The sequence below is a fragment of the Steroidobacter gossypii genome (genome assembly GCF_016801985.1).
Classification (GTDB): domain Bacteria; phylum Pseudomonadota; class Gammaproteobacteria; order Steroidobacterales; family Steroidobacteraceae; genus Steroidobacter; species Steroidobacter gossypii.
This window is the reverse complement of sequence record NZ_JAEVLS010000012.1, coordinates 1-16,670: the sequence shown is the minus strand read 5'-3', so window position 1 is coordinate 16,670 and position 16,670 is coordinate 1. Positions and strand designations below refer to the sequence as shown.

Annotated in this window: 11 protein-coding genes and 1 pseudogene; 11 read left to right on the top strand and 1 reads right to left on the bottom strand. The window is 57.0% G+C overall.

Annotated features, from left to right (window positions below; genetic code table 11):
• Positions 1 to 10: 10 nt before the first annotated feature.
• Entirely contained in the window at positions 11 to 2,248 is a 2,238-nt protein-coding gene (locus JM946_RS29630; RefSeq protein WP_203171077.1) for a hypothetical protein, read from the bottom strand.
• A 353-nt stretch (positions 2,249 to 2,601) separates the two neighbouring features.
• On the opposite strand from JM946_RS29630, the gene JM946_RS29625 reads away from it, so the two are divergent.
• The 11 genes and pseudogenes from JM946_RS29625 (at position 2,602) to JM946_RS29580 (ending at position 15,658) form a co-directional block, all read left to right on the top strand.
• Entirely contained in the window at positions 2,602 to 2,868 is a 267-nt protein-coding gene (locus JM946_RS29625) for a transposase (protein WP_203171076.1), read from the top strand.
• Positions 2,869 to 3,859: 991 nt separating this feature from the next.
• Positions 3,860 to 4,045: pseudogene (locus JM946_RS31880) on the top strand (hypothetical protein); the annotation flags it as partial.
• A 751-nt stretch (positions 4,046 to 4,796) separates the two neighbouring features.
• Entirely contained in the window at positions 4,797 to 7,166 is a 2,370-nt protein-coding gene (locus JM946_RS29620; protein WP_203171075.1) for a TonB-dependent receptor, read from the top strand.
• 103 nt (positions 7,167 to 7,269) lie between these two features.
• Complete coding sequence (locus JM946_RS29615) at positions 7,270 to 8,748, top strand: aldehyde dehydrogenase family protein (RefSeq protein WP_218043205.1); 1,479 nt, start codon at positions 7,270 to 7,272, stop codon at positions 8,746 to 8,748.
• Between the two features lie 70 nt (positions 8,749 to 8,818).
• The gene (locus JM946_RS29610) at positions 8,819 to 10,171 is read left to right on the top strand and encodes a spinster family MFS transporter (protein WP_203171073.1); all 1,353 of its coding nucleotides are present in this window, start codon (positions 8,819 to 8,821) and stop codon (positions 10,169 to 10,171) included.
• A 52-nt stretch (positions 10,172 to 10,223) separates the two neighbouring features.
• The gene (locus tag JM946_RS29605; RefSeq protein WP_203171092.1) at positions 10,224 to 11,222 is read left to right on the top strand and encodes a thiamine pyrophosphate-dependent dehydrogenase E1 component subunit alpha; all 999 of its coding nucleotides are present in this window, start codon (positions 10,224 to 10,226) and stop codon (positions 11,220 to 11,222) included.
• 20 nt (positions 11,223 to 11,242) lie between these two features.
• Positions 11,243 to 12,238 carry an alpha-ketoacid dehydrogenase subunit beta gene (locus JM946_RS29600; RefSeq protein WP_203171072.1) on the top strand — a complete coding sequence of 332 codons (996 nt, stop codon included), beginning with the start codon at positions 11,243 to 11,245 and terminating at the stop codon, positions 12,236 to 12,238.
• 32 nt (positions 12,239 to 12,270) lie between these two features.
• The gene (locus JM946_RS29595) at positions 12,271 to 12,513 is read left to right on the top strand and encodes a biotin/lipoyl-containing protein (protein WP_203171071.1); all 243 of its coding nucleotides are present in this window, start codon (positions 12,271 to 12,273) and stop codon (positions 12,511 to 12,513) included.
• Positions 12,510 to 12,956, top strand: a complete 447-nt coding sequence (locus tag JM946_RS29590) for a DUF1330 domain-containing protein (RefSeq protein WP_203171070.1) — start codon at positions 12,510 to 12,512, stop codon at positions 12,954 to 12,956. Before JM946_RS29595 ends, JM946_RS29590 begins: the two co-directional genes overlap by 4 nt.
• A 2-nt stretch (positions 12,957 to 12,958) precedes the next feature.
• Positions 12,959 to 14,755: a M24 family metallopeptidase gene (locus tag JM946_RS29585; protein ID WP_203171069.1), complete on the top strand. Its 1,797-nt coding sequence runs from the start codon at positions 12,959 to 12,961 to the stop codon at positions 14,753 to 14,755.
• A 114-nt stretch (positions 14,756 to 14,869) separates the two neighbouring features.
• A complete protein-coding gene (locus tag JM946_RS29580) occupies positions 14,870 to 15,658 on the top strand; it encodes an SDR family oxidoreductase (RefSeq protein ID WP_230980095.1) in 789 nt (262 codons plus the stop codon).
• Positions 15,659 to 16,670: the final 1,012 nt, after the last annotated feature.

Sequence of the window (16,670 nt, the reverse complement as noted above, 5' to 3'; positions counted from 1 at the left end):
TTGCTGGTACTTATTTGAATGATAGGGTTATATCCAGGTGCGGAGGCTCTATATTTCTATTCAGCCAGAGGGTCTTGCCGTCCCATGCGTACTCTGTTGGTGAGAGCTGAACCTCGTTTACGAAAACAAATTCAAGGGGCCCCGTAGGTGCTTCCTCGATTTCGAAGACGGGATTAATGAGCGGCACGGTAGGTCGAAGCCTGATTGTCAGTCTCGGTTGCTCAGCCACGATACGTAGCGCGCGGCGCTCGATGCTGTATGACGGAACAGCTACGCGACCTCCGAATACGTCGATGGCAGGTGGCCTAGTGAAGCTTCTGCCCATTCTAATCAGCTCTTGGTCTGGCAAATCGGTGTGACCGATCATCCAGGCGAATCGGGATAGGACACAAGGTTGCGGCGATGAAGTGCAGTTCGCCATCGCCCATTTTCCTTCGACTAGAGGAGCAACTTCCCATCTCTTCTCTTCTTTTTGGGGGTCGAAGGGAATCCAGCCGGCAATGGCGCTGTGTGTTGGGCTTGCGTCAATCTCATCATTGATCGTCCAGCCAGTCCATTTCCCGCGTGTTAGCGGCCAGTGATTTCCCCAATATGCAGGTGTGACAATCTCAGCGCCATCATACATGGGGGGGTATGCATAAGGCATAAGGGGCCGGAAGTCAGCGCCGACGTCTGGATAGAGGTAAATAGCAGATGAGGGATCATCTTTGTGGGAGAAGATTCGGAATAGTGTGGGCTCATGGTCTCGGAGTATCAGCCTTGTGAATTTGCTGCTTTGAGTTTCGTTGTCGACAGAAGATGCCTCGTCATCATAGGGAAAAGAGATGTTGTCCTTTTGCCCGGAGTTGAGATACAGCGCTTTGAGGATTTTCTTAGGTAGTACCTCGAGCGGGTAAGCGGACGCAGGTGTGATGATGATGAACTCGGAGAGCTGCGGTTTGGAGTCGGCCGATGCCGTCACCGTTACAACACGAGTGCCGAACCCATCGGGATAAAAATAGAAGTCTTCGGTCGCTAGTCCGCCGCGAACTTCGTAGCGAACATCAGTGAGCTCGTACTCCCACCGCACATGGATGCGAGCAGCACTCGCTTCGATGATTCGTGCGCGACTGTATCGAAGCTCGGTATCAAAGAGTGGCTCTGGGCAGTCTTTGCTGCCGTCTGGATGAGAGATCATTCCGCGGCTACAGTCTTCCGCCCATTGATAGAGCGTGCCAGTGTTGTACTGTCCGGCCCAGAACGGAATGTAGTTGGCGCCTCGCCAGAAGACAAAGCGAGAACCATTGGGCAGAAAGACGATCAGATCTTTCAGATCTGCGTTCCATGCAGTCTCATAGGGTAGGGCTGCTCGTGAGCTGCCCGTATTTGAATCAAATACGGGTATTGCAGATCCGTAATGAAGCTTCGTTTGAACCACGCCAAACAACGGACGTCGCATCCAGTGGCGGACAGTCATCACTGATATGTCCTTTGACCAAACAATCTTTTCTTCGTTGAGTATGCGTATACGAAGGGCGTTGTTCGTGACTGCGCTTGAAACGGGAACCGTAACAGTTCGATCAACTCGTTTATCCTTCAGAAGGGACATCGTTTGTTCGATAGGCTTGGCGCCTTCGACCCACACTTGTAGACGAGCTCGAGGCAGATCAAGCGAGCGAGATAGCGCCGCTACGCGGACTGTCGCGTCCTGGCCTTCTACTATGAATAGAACGTTGTGCGGTGGGAATATAGCGCCGAAATCCACGGGGTTTAACGGTTGCGGAGATTGAGCGACAGCGTCCGCTTCGATATCCTCTTTCGTCACGGTTTTCCGATCAAGAACTTCAAGCTTCCCGTCGCAGCCCCTTTCCAATGCGGCTTCTGTGGTCCTTTGCGGAAGTATCACGTGAGAAAATCGAGCCGTTCTCTTATTGCTGATTGGAACGTTGCCCAAGCCTCCATAGTCACCTGCGTTGAGCCTGAGATGTACCTTTTCTCGCTCGATCTCATCGCCGTTGTTGTAGGCGGTCAGGTAGTACTCCGCCGTGGGAGGATGCTGCAGGTGTAGCTCAACGTGCGCAACTGGCGGGCTGCCAACTCGGTCTAAGCCAAAAGGAGGCCGCCAGCGATGCCCTTTGTCGATGCTGAGTTTAGCAATGTCGATCCGCTCGCAGCTTACCCGAGTGCTTGCGGGAGAGGCTAGGCATCCGGCGTCGCAGAAAGCGCCGATCGTCACGATTACACCGATGCTGCAGCGTTGAAGTTTCATGAAGTACGGAGACTGTTCGAACCACAACGGTTCGTGTGAGATGTGAGCCCTGCATGCCGTAAGCGGCTTCCCTGGTGGTGATCGACACACTGCGTACTTCGACCCCCTTTGCCGGTTCCGAATTCTCATGGGGGCGGTACGAATGGCTTCAGGCGACGTTACGCATGTCCTCCAGAGGCGAGGGCTGGCGGGTGCAGCAGTTGCGTGTACGGGGAATGTGCTCGACTGGTTATCAACACGCCAGAGCTCTACAGTCGGTAGCATCACTGAGTGGGAAAAACCTCCTCGGCCAACGAAGGCTAGGCTACCCTTGGGCGACTGCTGCATCTGCTGGAGATCTGGACGATGAGGCGGTGCGATATGCGCCGCGGCCGCAGGTGCAAAGCAAGATCAATGCCTTTCGCCCTATCGTCTGGGCGCGATTGGCCGAGTACCCCACGCTGACAGCGACGCGCATTCGCGCGCAGAGTTGCGCCCCGGGCCACACCGGCGGCTATACGCAGGTGATGGACTACGTGCGGCACGTCAGGCCGGCGCCTGCGATTGGCCCGGTGGTGCGATTGGAGACTGCTCCGGGATTGCAGGCACAGATGGACTTCGCGGAATTCCGTTTGCCTTGAGCCAAGGGCTTCGCGCCGCTCGTGGTTCTGGGCTATTCCAGGTTGCTCTGGGTGCAGTTCTATCCGCGACAGATGATGTCAGTGCAGACGCATGGGTTGAAGCAGGCCTTCACGATGTTTGCCGGCGTTCCCGCCGGGATGCTCTTTGATCATATGTCTTGCATCATCATCGATGATCAGCAAGCCGTTGGTGGCTAGCTCCGAGAGAACCCTGGGTTCCTACGCTCCGCCGCGCACTGGGCTGTTGCGTTCGTGCGTGCCGCCCCTATCGAGCAAGGACCAAGGGGTAAGTGGAGCGTTCCATTCGCTACGTGCGCCAGAGCTTCTTGAACGGCCGGGAGATCCTCAACGATTCCGACCCTAATGTGCAAGCGTGTCGTGGTCAACTCTGACGGCGAACGTTGGTCTGCATCGTACGACTGGCGAGTGTCCCGTGGTGCGCCTTGAGGGTGAGGAGGGTGTATGACTCAAGGGCATGCCCTGCAGCCATATTTGTCCGATGATGCAATCGCCGGTGCTGGCCCGGGCCCCGCCTTCGTGCGTTGCCAAGCGGAGCGGCGTCCACTCGCTGTTTACAAGGAGATCATCGGGGGTACGGTCATGAGAGCCGTTCGCTCTCAGCGAGAAGTCATCCGCTGCATGCTCGCCGGTCTGAAGACGCCCGGTTAGCTGCAAGCGGTAGACACGACACTGAGTGACATCGACGGTCGTCGGCTCGCGGCAACCGAAGCAATCAGCCGGTTGCTAACTGCACAGGTCAACCTCTGTAACAACCGGCGCCTGCAGGCTGCGATGCGCTCATCCACTTTGCCCGGCGTGAAGGCGCTGCAGTCCTTCAACTCTCCTTCCATCCTTCGATCAAGCGCGAACGAATGGAAAGCCCGCACGAGCTCGGCTTCGTTGATCGCAATGAGAACATCGTGCTGCTCGGACCGCCGCGCCTCCGGTAAAACCCCTTGGCGATCAGCCTTGCAGTCCAGCTGCCCAACGCGGCCGCCGCGTGTACTACGGCACCTTGGTTGATCTGATCACCTCACTAGAGCAGGCGCAAGCTGCCGGGCGGCTAACGCAACAGTTAGCTGTCCTCACGCGCCCTGGTTGCTTGCTGCTGAGTGTGCGAGCATCGGCACGGCGATTGGTTGGACCCGTGCTCAAGGTGGGGACAGGAATCGCTTAGTCGATGTTGGGCAGTTCGCTTCCGACTGTCGCTGCGTAGACAACAAACGGAGCAGCAAGAGTAGCGAAAGGCGAGAACGACGCGAAGCGCGGCAATCGCTATCTCGCTTGGGCCGTCCTCGAAGCTGCACAGTACGCAGTCCCATACCTGGCATGAAGCGCAGTCGAATAAGGTTGGCTCAAGACTGCCATTACGTCATGCGAGACCGAGTACCGTTCGATCACATCCGACCCCTCGGTTATCTTCTATCGGCAGCGATAGGAAGCTCCGATCCAGTGCGTGTGAAGAGCCATCGATTTGATCGCTCTGTAGTTGCCGCTCGCCGTTGTCGTCGGCGGCGATCAAGGTAGCCTTAGCCGGTGCTGAACTACACTGACCTGTCTCCGCCAGCGGGCCACGGCGACCGTCCCAGACCACTCAACACCGCATTCTTGCCGCACCCAATCATGCGGACCAGCAGCCCGCGGGTGTTGATCCCGGCCACCAGGTTAGGTCGAAAAACACTTTATGATGCGTCGGAGTCACTTGAGTAAGTCACTGTGACCACGAAGCACGTGGCCTTGCTGAGAGAAGAAGTTTGGAAGCGTCGGCCGATTCCGAACGACAGATAGCTATTCATTTAGATGGGGTGATTTTCTTAACCGAAGCCAGTTTTCAGGTACTGGGGTCATCACAGTTGTCCGGTCGATCTATCAGGCATACTGGTCGTTCTTGCTGAACGGGTTGGCGAATGAACGATGGAGATGAAACAATGAAAAGTATTAAACATCGGCTGATAGCAACAATCGCAGCCAGTCTCACCGTTCCTGCTTTCTCGCAGAGCTTGCCAAGCGAGGGCGATCAACAGCTCGCAATGGCTGAGAGTCAGACGGAATCCGGAGGTATGAAACGTCGATCTGGGGCGATGGAGGAGATAATCGTTACCGCTACTCGGCGCGCTGAAAGTTTGCTGGAGGTTCCGATCAGCATCGCGGTCGTCACAGCGGATGACATTGATCGTCGGGGACTGGTCAGTTCCGAAGATTACTTGCGCGGCATTCCCGGAGTAGCCCAGGCGAGCGACCAGTACGGCCAATCCATCGTCATACGCGGTATTGAAACCTTTCCGGCGTTTCAGAACTACTTTGGGGCTGCCACGGTCGCCACCTACTTCGGTGAGACACCCATGACTGCTTCTGGCGCATTGAGCGGCAGCACCAGTGCTGATGCGAAGCTCGTAGATATCGAGCGTGTTGAAGTGTTGCGCGGCCCCCAGGGTACGGCTTTCGGCAACGCCTCGCTTGGCGGAGCTGTGCGAACAATTCCGATGGCACCTAAGTTAGGCGCGCTCGAAGCTAAGGTCGGAGGCGGTTACTCGGTGACCTCTGGCACAGGTGGTGACAACTACACCATGGAGGGCGTGGTCAATATCCCACTCATTAACGACCAAGTCGCGGTTCGTGCGGTCGGTTATCGATACGAAGAGGAGGGCTTTTATCGGAACGTCTCGGGCACAGATGCGGCCTTCCGAGCACGAGCCGCAGACTTTGGTGCCGAATCATTCGCGGCAAACAGAGACGGCGTTGGTGACTACTACGTTATTGGTGGCCGTATTTCTGCTCTGTACCAGGCGAGCGAAGATCTTAAGTTCACTCTGACTTATCAGAGGCAGGAAAGCGAGACAGATGGCTTCGCCGCCACAAATACTGGCGCGTTCGGGCAGCTGTCTCTCCAAGTCGCACCTGAACATGCCGATGGTGAGCGGAACTTGGGTCTGTTTGATAACGTACTCAATGTGGCAAATGCGGTCATGGAATACGACATTGGCTGGGGAGATCTTGTCGCCACCTACTCGTATCTCAAGAGCGACTCTACGTATGTGTACCCTTTGGGGATTTACACGCCGGTAGGCAGTCCATATCAAGCCATGCCTGTCTCGTGGCGCTCACCGAGCGGGCATCGAGGGAACATCGGTGAGATTCGCTTGGCGACGAAGCTTGAGGGTGCATGGAACTTCTTGGCTGGCGTCTATGGCGAAGATCTCGACGATGTAGCCATCTTCCGTCCGTACTGGTCCGGGAGCGCAGAGGCGAATCTCTTCGCACCTGGACAATCAGGATCTATGGGAGGGCTTGATACGGACCGGAACCTGAAGCAGAAGGCCGCATTCGCCGAGGTGTCTTGGGAATTTCTTCCTGGGCTAACGATTACCGGTGGCGGACGCGCGTACCAGTACGACCGCTCTGAACTCACAAGCAGCACAGGTGCGGTATATGGAGAGTTAAGCCCAACTTTGTATGATGCCGATGCTTCGGGCACGAGCTTCCGAGGAAATCTCAGCTACAAGCCTAACGAAAACGCCCTGGTCTATGCCGGTTGGTCGCAAGGGTTTCGTCTCGGTAGAGCGCAAACTGGATTGAACGCGGCGACCTGCGACGTTGACGGTGATGGTCTCGTTGATGGAACAAGCAATGTCACAATTGACTCCACAAAAGTTGTCAATTCAGATGAGGTAGATAATTACGAACTCGGTGGTAAGTTCGTGCTTCTAAACCGTCGCCTCACAATCGCGGCCGATCTCTTTCGCATAGACTGGACAGACGTGCCGGTCACCCGAAACTTGGCTGCAGAAGGTGCTCCGGTCCCTGCGACGTGTTATCCCGCTTACACCGCGAATGCGGGTGTGGCGCGTTCCGAAGGCATGGAACTTGAGCTAAATTTTTACGCCACAGAGGCACTCCGCATTGATGCTGGCGGGTCGTGGATCCGGGCTGAGCTGACCAGGGACGTGCCCGCAATAAATGCCTTCGAAGGTGCAAGGTTGCCTGCGTCGCCGGAGTTCAATGCGAACCTCGGTCTTCAATACGAGTTCAATGTAGGAAGATACCAGGCCTTTGTGCGTGCTGATCCGATTTATGTGGGCACCTTCTATGGAAATCTGCAGGAAACAGCGAACACCAAAGCTGGTGGTTACGTCAAAGTAGATTTGTCTGGGAGAGTGGACTTCGGAAGCTTAGATGTTGATCTGTTTGTGCGCAATCTGACGAACGAAGATGAGTTCTCTTTCCGCACGCCCGAGGGTGTTTTTGGTTACCGCCTGCGACCGCGCACCATCGGTTTCCGACTGAATTATGACTTCTGATGATGTGCGTGCCGGACGCGCGTGCTGTGCAGTTGATGGTGTTTTGTTCGCTCACAGGCTTTCCCAGGGGCATAGTCCAGACGCACTCCGGCCAAGCTACAAGATGAACTGTGTTCTTCATAAGCCCGATGAGATGGTGGCGCCTTTTGTTGACGGGAAAATATTGGAATCACAAAGTGCATCGGCGATAGAGGTGATAAACCCATCAAATGGCCAGTCCCTTCTGATGATCCAAGCGGGTTGCGATGCTGATGTTGACCACGCGGTGACATCGGCACGCAGAGCCTTTGATGATGGGCGCTGGGGTGAGGAGCCACCGTCCTTCAGGAAGAAGATTATGCATCTGCTAGCCGATTTCATTGAGCGAGATTCCTCCGAGCTTGATGCATTGGACGCGGGCGAAATGGGGAAGCCCATACGGGAACTCCGAGCGAATGCCGCCTCCGCTGCACAGCTGATGCGCTTTTATGCTGAAGCGCTAGATAAGGTTACGGGCGACGTGTACGACAGCGATGCAGGCAGCTTCGTTGCACAACGCCGCGTGCCGCGTGGGGTGGTGGCGGCGATAGTGCCTTGGAATTTTCCGACCTTTAATGCCGTACTGAAACTCGCCCCCGCTCTGGCGGCCGGTAATTGTGTAGTAATGAAACCCTCGGAACTCTCCTCGCGTTCCTCGATCCGGTTGGCGTTTCTTGCTCTCAGGGCGGGGCTTCCGCCCGGCGTGCTCAACGTGGTGCCCGGTCTAGGAAGGACTGTGGGCCGCGCCTTGGCGTTGCATCGGCAGGTGGATATGGTCAGCTTCACTGGATCTACTGCTGTAGGTAAGCAAATGCTCCAGTATGCAGGTCAATCGAACCTGAAGGTGGTACTGGCTGAATGCGGAGGTAAATCTGCGCAGATCGTATTCGATGATGGAGTAGACCTAGATGCGGCCAGCGAGTCCATCGCCTCGCTGCTTTTGACCAATCAAGGCCAGCTGTGCAGTGTTGGATCGCGCCTCCTGGTGCAGCGCTCGATTGAGGGGGCGTTAGTCAATAAGATCGTGGCACGAGTGAAGCAGGTCGTGATGGGCGACGCGCTCGATCCGAACACGACTTTCGGGCCGCTAGCCTCGGCCGCACAATGTGCCCGGGTCATGCAGTACATTGAGGGTGCTCCTGACGAAGGAGCGAGGTTAGTCGCCGGCGGTTGCCGCACGCTCTTGCACACGGGCGGCTACTTCGTCGAGCCGACAGTCTTCTGTAACGTCTCTCCAACCGCGCGTATTGCCCAGGAGGAGATCTTTGGACCGGTGTTGTCGGTTATTCCCTTCGAGAATGAAGCCGAGGCTATCCGCGTAGCCAATGGCACATTGTATGGCTTAGCTGCTTATGTGTGGACGGCAAACCTGTCAACCGCCATGAGGTTGACGAAGGCGCTGCGCTCCTCAGTGTGGGTCTACGCAGCCGCTTCGAGGGGAGTGGGCGCGGGACACGCCGCGTCATTTGAGCCTTGGGGCCAGTCCGGACTGGGCGTTGAAGGCGGCTTGGCCGGACTGGAGAGCTATCAGCGCCGGCAGCTCGTGTGGATCACTCACGGGTGAGCACTCCTTCCATCATTCATCCGGAACATGCCTCGTCAGTCCACGTGCTGAGCATTGGGAGTTCTGTCTGATGCTACGGCCCTTTCGAAAGCAGCATCTTCTTATCCTGCTGACGGTGATCCTGGCGTTCAACTATTTAGATCGCTGGGCGCTAGGTATCGTGCTGCAGGACATCAAAGCAGATCTTGAGCTCACCGATACCCAACTGGGTCTACTGACTGGCATCGCCTTCGCGTTGTTTTACGCGACTATGGGTATCCCGATCGCGCGGTGGGCTGATCGCGGCAATCGCATCACGATCATAGGGCTGACTACTGCCTTGTGGAGTGGGTGCGTAGCCTTATCTGCTGCAGCAACCAACTTTGTGCAGCTGCTGTTGATCCGCGTTGGAGTCGCAGTAGGTGAAGCCGGCTGCATTCCGCCCGCCCACTCGCTCATCGCGGAGCATTTCAGCCGTGAGGAGCGCCCTCGGGCCGTGGCCCGCTACATGCTAGCTGTGCCGCTGTCACTTCTGGTCGGTTACTTTGCGGCCGGCTGGCTTAACGAGTTCTACGGCTGGCGTGTCACCTTTGTATTGGTCGGGCTTCCTGGGGTGCTTCTCGCAGCCTTGGCCGCTCTCACGCTGAGCGAGCCTCGGTGCTCGAAACCGGCTGTACCGACGAACGCCGCAATCGATGGCAATGGTTCGAGGTGGGCCGAGAGACATCCGAGCTTTAAGGAAGTTACTTCGACTCTATGGTCAATCTCAGCTTTCAGGCATCTGTTGATCTGCTTTTCGGTCTGGTATTTCTTTGGATATGGGTTGCAACAATGGCAGGCCGCTTTTTTCATTCGCAGTCATGGGCTCTCGACGGGCGAGCTAGGCACTTGGCTCGCGATGATCTATGGGGGCGGTGGCTTGGTGGGAGTGTACCTGGGGGGAGAATGGGCTGCCCGCTACGCCGCGGGAAATGAGCAGTTGCAGCTGCGAGCATGCGCGGCAGCATTCTGCATCTACGCGCTGCTCATGGTGCTTACGTTCCTCGCACCTGATCATTACCTCGCATTTGCCGCGATGGCATTGGCTAATCTTGGAGGCAATGTTGCGCAGGGGCCGTTACTCGCGACGATGCAGACGCTCGTTCCAGCGAAGATGCGTGCGATGTCGATAGCCCTCGTTTATATGTTTGCCAACCTGGTTGGCATGGGGCTTGGTCCGCTCGCAGCCGGCGCGCTGAGCGATGCGCTGGAACCCGTGTGGGCTGAGGAGTCGCTCCGATATGCCCTCGTGGTCTTGTGTCCTGGGTATTGCTGGGCTGCCTGGCACCTCTGGCGCGCCGGCGAGTCGGTAGCCCGTGATCTCATATGCGTACACAGGGAGGAATCGCAAGCGGCAGGGAAGATCAACTGCGGCAGGGAAGATCACCTGGCGGCTGTTAAATGATCGCGGAAGCAGTTGATAGAGTCCTCCGTGTTGAGGAGAAATTCACGTGTCGATGACCGAAACACTGCAGAGAGAAGCCTATAGACGGATGTTGCGCATCCGAAGGTTCGAGGAAGAGGGCACGCGACAATTCATGCAGGGGAAGATCCCTGGTGCCTTCCACGCCAGCATCGGGCAGGAGGGGGCCATCGTGGGGGCGTGTCTGGCGCTACGCGATGAGGACATGATCGTCGGTACGCATCGTTCTCACGGGCACCCAATCGGAAAGGGCGCGAGTCTCGAAGCCTTGATGGCGGAGCTTATGGCTAAGTCTACCGGTATCTCCAAAGGGCGCGGTGGTTCAATGCATTTGGCTGATCGCAGTGTTGGGATCATTGGCCAGTCGGCTATTGTGGGAGGCGGCATTCCTTTGGCCACTGGGGCTGCACTTTCGGCCAAAGTGCGTGGCTCGGATCAAGTTTGCCTATGCTTTTTCGGCGACGGTGCGGTCAATCAAGGCACGTTTCACGAATCTCTCAACATGGGATCACTGTGGAAGCTGCCTGTGGTGTATCTGTGTGAGAACAACGGGTATGCAATCACCACCTCTCTTGTGGAGAGCCATGCCCAGCCGAGCATCGCTAAGCGGGCAGATGCGTACGCCGTGCCGGGTGTTACAGTCGACGGTCAGGACGTCAGTGCTGTGTACGATGCGGCGCACACCGCGGTGGTGCGCGCCCGGCGTGGAGAAGGCCCAACCCTAATCGAAGCCAAGACCTATCGATTCGATGAGCATAACGTCAACTTGAACGCTGGGATGACCGACCCGTATCGACCAGTCGAGGAGGTCGAGTACCACAAGAGGCATCGCGACCCGATACCTCTTTTCCGCAGGGCCCTGCTCGAGCTCGGGCTTTCTGAATCCGAACTGACAGTCATCGAACGGGAGGTCGACGAGGCCGTGGCTGAGGCCGTTCGCTTTGCCGACGAGAGTCCGTTCCCCGAGCCTTCCGAGTTGTGTGAGAACTTGTACAGCCGGCCTATCCCTGCCCGCGGCAAGCAAGCAGTGTAGAGGAATACCAGGAGTAGTTCATGGCGGCCGCAGTCAACGATAAATCGGGTAATGCGTACGTGCGCATGAGTTATCTCGATGCACTTCAGCAGGCGCAGATGGAGGAGCTCGAACGCGACGAGCGCGTGATAATCATCGGCGAAGATCTCGCTGTCTACGGTGATGGAAAAGTCGTGAGTCGTTATCCCACCCGTACCTGGAGCACGCCTATCTCCGAAACGAGTTTCACCGGTATGGGCATCGGAGCAGCGATGACAGGACTGCGCCCGATCGTCTGCCTGAGTATCGCAAGCTTCATGTACTTGGCTTCTGACCCTATCATCAATCAGGCTGCCAAGCTTCGATACATGACCGGCGGCCAGATCGGAGTGCCGATTGTCTTTCGTTGCTGCATGTTCTACGGCGTGTCGAATGCCGCCCAGCATTCCGACCGTCCGTATCCGGTATTCCTAAACGTGCCCGGCCTGAAGATTCTCTGCCCGACCACGCCTTCGGATATCAAAGGGCTGCTTAAATCAGCCGTCCGCGACGATGACCCGGTGATGTTGTTTGAGGACACGAAGTTCTGGACTGTGAAGGACGAAGTTCCTACGGATCCCGAGTATCTGTTGCCGATTGGCAAAGCCGCAATCAGGCAGGCTGGCTCCGATGTGACCCTCATTGCCATTGCTGGTGCGATGCGGGTAGCGCTAGAGGCGGTCAAGGTGCTCACTGCCGAAGGCATCTCGGTCGAGCTCATTGATCCTCGCACCCTCAAGCCTTTGGACACTGAGACAGTCCTGACATCAGTGGCTAAAACTGGTCGGCTTGTAATTGTGGAGAACGCGCATCGTGTTTGCAGCCTTGCAGCAGAGATCGCGGCAATCGTCTCCGAACAGGGCTTTGAGTATCTGAAGAGGCCAATACAACGCTTAGCCGCCCCCGATGTGCACGTGCCCTTCAGTCCGGTGCTGGAGAGCCTGATGTACCCTCGTGCAGAGGCAATCATCGCCTCCGTGAAGACAGTCCTTAGATGAGTATTGGAGCGAAGTGCAGCTTAGGCGGGTACATGACAACCAAAGTGATTTTTCCGAAGTCGGGAATGGGTATAGATGAGGGCACCGTCAGTCGATGGCTAAAGACTGAGGGAGAGACGGTCGCTCAGGGTGAAGTGCTGGCTGAGGTTGAAACGGCCAAGGCTATGCAAGAGGTGGAAGCCCCAGTGAGCGGTAGGTTAGCCAAGGTGCTGGTTGCGGCCGGACAAAGCGTTCCAGTCAATGCAGAGATCGCCCTAATCGAGGAATGCTCATGAAGAGAACTCTGCTCAATCGTCTCATAACGCTCGGCGGGGTAGTGAACATTGGGTATGGCTTGGGACTCGCGTTGAGCTTTGTATTGGGAATGGCATCATCGGCTCATTATGCATCTGCGAGAGACAAGCAGCCTGAAGCCCCTCACGAGAAGCCCGCCTATCTGATAGCAAGCTGGAAGACGATCCACCCAGAGCAAATAGAGTCGATCAGGGCGGCCATCGACCCACTCGCACGCCGAGCTGGTTATGAGTTGTTGAGTGCATCGGCTCCAGAGCTTCTGGAAGGAAGCTGGCCTTACGATGGCAACATCATCGTTCAGCGCTACCGATCGATGGACGCGCTGCGCACCTTCTGGTTTTCGCCCGAGCACCAACTCGCGAAGAAGACGCGTGAAGGGCATATCGAAAGCCAGTTTGTCATCGCGGTGGAAGCATACGAATGAGAGTGGCACACGATCACGTTTGCGAGCTTCAGCCTTGGCTGCGTGGCAGGGATCTGTCCGGGCTGTTGGTTCCGTCTACTGATGAGTTTTTGAGCGAGTTTGCACCGCCTTCCCAAAGGCGCCTTCGATGGGCGACCGGGTTTCGTGGCTCGACTGGTCTCGCGATCATCCTGCGAGATGCTGCAGCGTTGTTTCTGGACGGTCGGTATCGACTGCAGGCGGAGGTGGAGACCGAAGGGGCCGCAATCGCAATTGAGCCTGCAACCTTGGAAGCTCGCCGTATATGGCTGAGACGGTTCCTATCGCCGGGTGCTCGCCTTGCGCTTGATCCTTGGCTGCATTCGCAGCCGGATGTAGCGCAGTGGCAGAGCCTTGCCGCCGAGCTCGGCTTCAATCTGCAAATGCTTGACGAGAATCCGATCGATGCCCTGTGGGGGCCTTCACGCCCGGCTGAGTACAGACCTAAGATTGTAGATTATCCCGTCAGATTTTCCGGTGAGACCTATCAAGTCAGGTGTGCACGTGTCACCGAGCACCTGCGGAGAAGCGGGCTGCACGCACTTCTCGTGGCCGATCCCGAGGATGTCTCCTGGCTCCTCAATGTGCGCGCTGCAGTTGAAGCACATTGGACGCCAGCGGGCGAGTGGCATATCGTGCCCTCATGTACTACTCGCGCGCTGGTGCGAAAGGATGGTCGCGTTACTTGGTTCGTCGACGAGGATCGATTGAGCAAAAACGTTCTCGCTCGAGGTCAAGGTCCGGTGGTTGTCCAATCGAGCGATCGCCTTACGAGGGCGTTGAGCGAAGCCGCACAGCAAGGGCTCGTTGGCGCGAACTTGCAGCGTACCCCCTTTGCACTCACTGCAATCCTCAGAGAGAGTGCACGCGACGACGACGCTGTGGCTCGCCTGCGCTGGCATAAGCATCCAGCGGAACTTGAGGGGGCTCGGAGAGCGCACATCATCGATGCGGCTGCCGTCGTGCGCTTTGCAGCGTGGCTCGCGCGCACAGTCCCTGAGCATGCGGTTTCCGAGTTTGAAGCGGCGCAAAAGCTTGAGAGTCTCCGCGCTGAGCATGCGGATTATCGCGGTCCCTCCATGCCGCTCATGTCCGCCTCGGGCCCCAGCGGTGCGCAGCCGCATTACGTACCGCCGCAAGAGGGTAGTCGGGTACTTAACGACCACGCAATCTACTGGATGGACTCGGGCGGACACTATCCGGGCGGAACCACGGATAATACTTTGACCATTGCGCTGGGCACGCCAAAGCCGAGGCATGTTCTCGCACATACGCTCGTGCTCAAAGCCTACGTCGCTTTAGCGCGCGCACGCTTCCCCAGCGGTACTCCGGCCTTTCGCCTCGACACGATCGCTCGCCAACAACTATGGAACGAAGGGCTGGATTACGACCATGGCACGGGCCACGGCGTTGGCAATTACCTCAACATCCACGAAGGCCCCGTGATCCGTGCCGAGGTGCGCCCCATCTCTGCGTATCCTTTGGAGCCGGGAATGATCATCACAAATGAGCCTGGCTATTACGTGGATCGCGACTTCGGAGTCCGCATTGAAAGCCACATGATCGTGGTCCCTTCGCGTTATTCGAATTTCCTGGAGTTCGACACGATCTCACGTCTACCAATTGATCCTCGCCTGGTGGACCTCGAGCGCCTCTCTCCCACGGAGCGGCACTGGCTCGGTGAGTATCACCGCACTGTGCTCAGAGATATAGAGCCTTTGCTGGATGTTCAGTCGGCCGCTTGGCTTCGAACATTCGTGCAGCCCTTCATCGAGTATTGAGGGGCTATAGATCTGCTCCGATTACTACGGTGCCTTCATTTTTCCCGCGGCGGAGCACGCAGATGGCGTCAAACAAAGTATGCAAGATAGGCGCATACGTTAACGGAGCGCGCAATGGTATGTGACAGACCTGAGTCTCTCAGTGGCTCCGTAGCATTGGTAACGGGTGCCGGCGGTGGGATTGGACACGCCATCTGTGCATCTCTCTCCAAGGCGGGTGCGCAGGTGATTGCAACTGACATCGGCAATCCTCCGCAGGGTCTTCAAGCAGACGCATGGTTCAGCCAGGACGTGACTTCTGCGGGTGATTGGCAACGAGTTATTAGTGAGATTCTTATCCGCTTCGGTGGTATAGACTGCTTGATCAACAACGCCGGCATATCCTTAGTGGAGCGTATTGCAGACACATCGATCGAGCAGTGCCGGCGGGTTCTCAGCGTAAATGTTGAAAGCGTTCTGCTTGGCTTGCAGGCGTCGCTGCCTATACTCAAGGACCGAGGCGCGCAGCGCGTCGGGGGAGCTTCCGTCGTCAACGTGTCTTCAACAGCAGGATTACGTGGTGTGCCGTTCAACGCGGTCTATTCGGCGAGCAAAGGGGCTGTTACGCTCCTCAGTAAGTCGGCGGCCAAAGAGTTCGCGGTGTTGGGATATCCGATTCGTGTGAACAGTATTCATCCTGGTGGCGTCGATACTCCCATGATGGACGCGATCCTTGCCCGTTACGTCGCCTGTGGATTGGCCCCGTCTATGGAAGTGCAGCGAGATGCCTGGAAGGCGCTGAGTGCACTTCGTCGAATGGCACGACCTGATGAAATCGGCGGAGCCGCGGTTTTTCTATGCTCGCCCGCCGCCAGCTATATAACTGGTTCGGAACTTGTGATTGACGGCGGGGCGACGGCATAGATACTAGCGCCCCCGGCTCAGCGGATGCGAGTGCGGCTTCTGTTCGAAGCTGCTCTCAGTTGACTTGCTCACAGCAGTTTCGCTTTCACTTCTTTCGGATTACTCGGAGACATGTTGCTGCACGGACATACGCAGGTCTCCGTTAGTTAGCGCTAGTCCTGCTACGGCGAACCCGTGCGCCGCCAGATGCGCTAAGTTCATAGTGCTGCGGGATCTGTTCGTACATTACGCTGACCATAGCGTACCGTATGGCCGATAAGGAGAGCGCGCTTAGATCATCATCGCCGTTGTCGGCTTCCACCTGAACGTTTGCTTGCGGAACGCCGCATCAGCCGCATGAAGACTGGATTTGCACATTGACTCGCGTGCTCGCGTTCAATCGGGTGACGTTCCGCGTTCATGGTGCCGATGACCCACGTGTGTTCAACGTCCCATCCGATCGTTAGACCAGCCTCACTGACGGTGCCCAAACCGGCGAGATGCGCTCGGAATGTCGACGCGCGCGCTTCCAGCGAACTGCGCCGAAATTCCGGATCAATGTCCGGCGAAATTGTTGTCGGCGGCAGGCGAATCGCCAAAGGCTCGCCGCGCCTCTCGCGTTCACATGTCCGCGGTACGCCGCGGTGGGTGCAGCATTGTCACGATCCGACTGTTCGCCTGTGCATACTCCATTGAATGAACGACCTGGTTGCGAGGCGGGCCAGTGCTAGCGCTCGTTGTCATCATCATTGCGGACATGCTCATCACCTCTCTGGAGTGAGCGACAGCTTCTCGCGCGATCCGTCAACCAAGCTCCCCATTTGAAGATCCCGGGCTGGTCTGGGCTTCACTCAGCTCTGCATGTCAAGCAGTGCTTGGCTCCATGCTAGTACAGCACGGCCAGCCTGCGTATTCCAGCGATCGTGAACAGCGATTCCACGCGATGGTGAACAGTGCGTGGTGCCGGCGACTGGAGGGTTGGTTTCTACTTTAGGTGTTCACGATCCGTCAACCACGGCTCAGATTTCCGCCG

What these genes read in the sequence shown, in the direction of transcription:
- JM946_RS29580 (WP_230980095.1), top strand. Translation starts at nt 14,870, where the DNA reads ATGGTATGTGACAGACCTGAGTCTCTCAGTGGCTCCGTAGCATTGGTA.
- JM946_RS29610 (WP_203171073.1), top strand. Translation starts at nt 8,819, where the DNA reads ATGCTACGGCCCTTTCGAAAGCAGCATCTTCTTATCCTGCTGACGGTG.
- JM946_RS29630 (WP_203171077.1), bottom strand. Translation starts at nt 2,248, where the DNA reads ATGAAACTTCAACGCTGCAGCATCGGTGTAATCGTGACGATCGGCGCT.
- JM946_RS29605 (WP_203171092.1), top strand. Translation starts at nt 10,224, where the DNA reads ATGACCGAAACACTGCAGAGAGAAGCCTATAGACGGATGTTGCGCATC.
- JM946_RS29590 (WP_203171070.1), top strand. Translation starts at nt 12,510, where the DNA reads ATGAAGAGAACTCTGCTCAATCGTCTCATAACGCTCGGCGGGGTAGTG.
- JM946_RS29620 (WP_203171075.1), top strand. Translation starts at nt 4,797, where the DNA reads ATGAAAAGTATTAAACATCGGCTGATAGCAACAATCGCAGCCAGTCTC.
- JM946_RS29595 (WP_203171071.1), top strand. Translation starts at nt 12,271, where the DNA reads ATGACAACCAAAGTGATTTTTCCGAAGTCGGGAATGGGTATAGATGAG.
- JM946_RS29600 (WP_203171072.1), top strand. Translation starts at nt 11,243, where the DNA reads ATGGCGGCCGCAGTCAACGATAAATCGGGTAATGCGTACGTGCGCATG.
- JM946_RS29615 (WP_218043205.1), top strand. Translation starts at nt 7,270, where the DNA reads ATGAACTGTGTTCTTCATAAGCCCGATGAGATGGTGGCGCCTTTTGTT.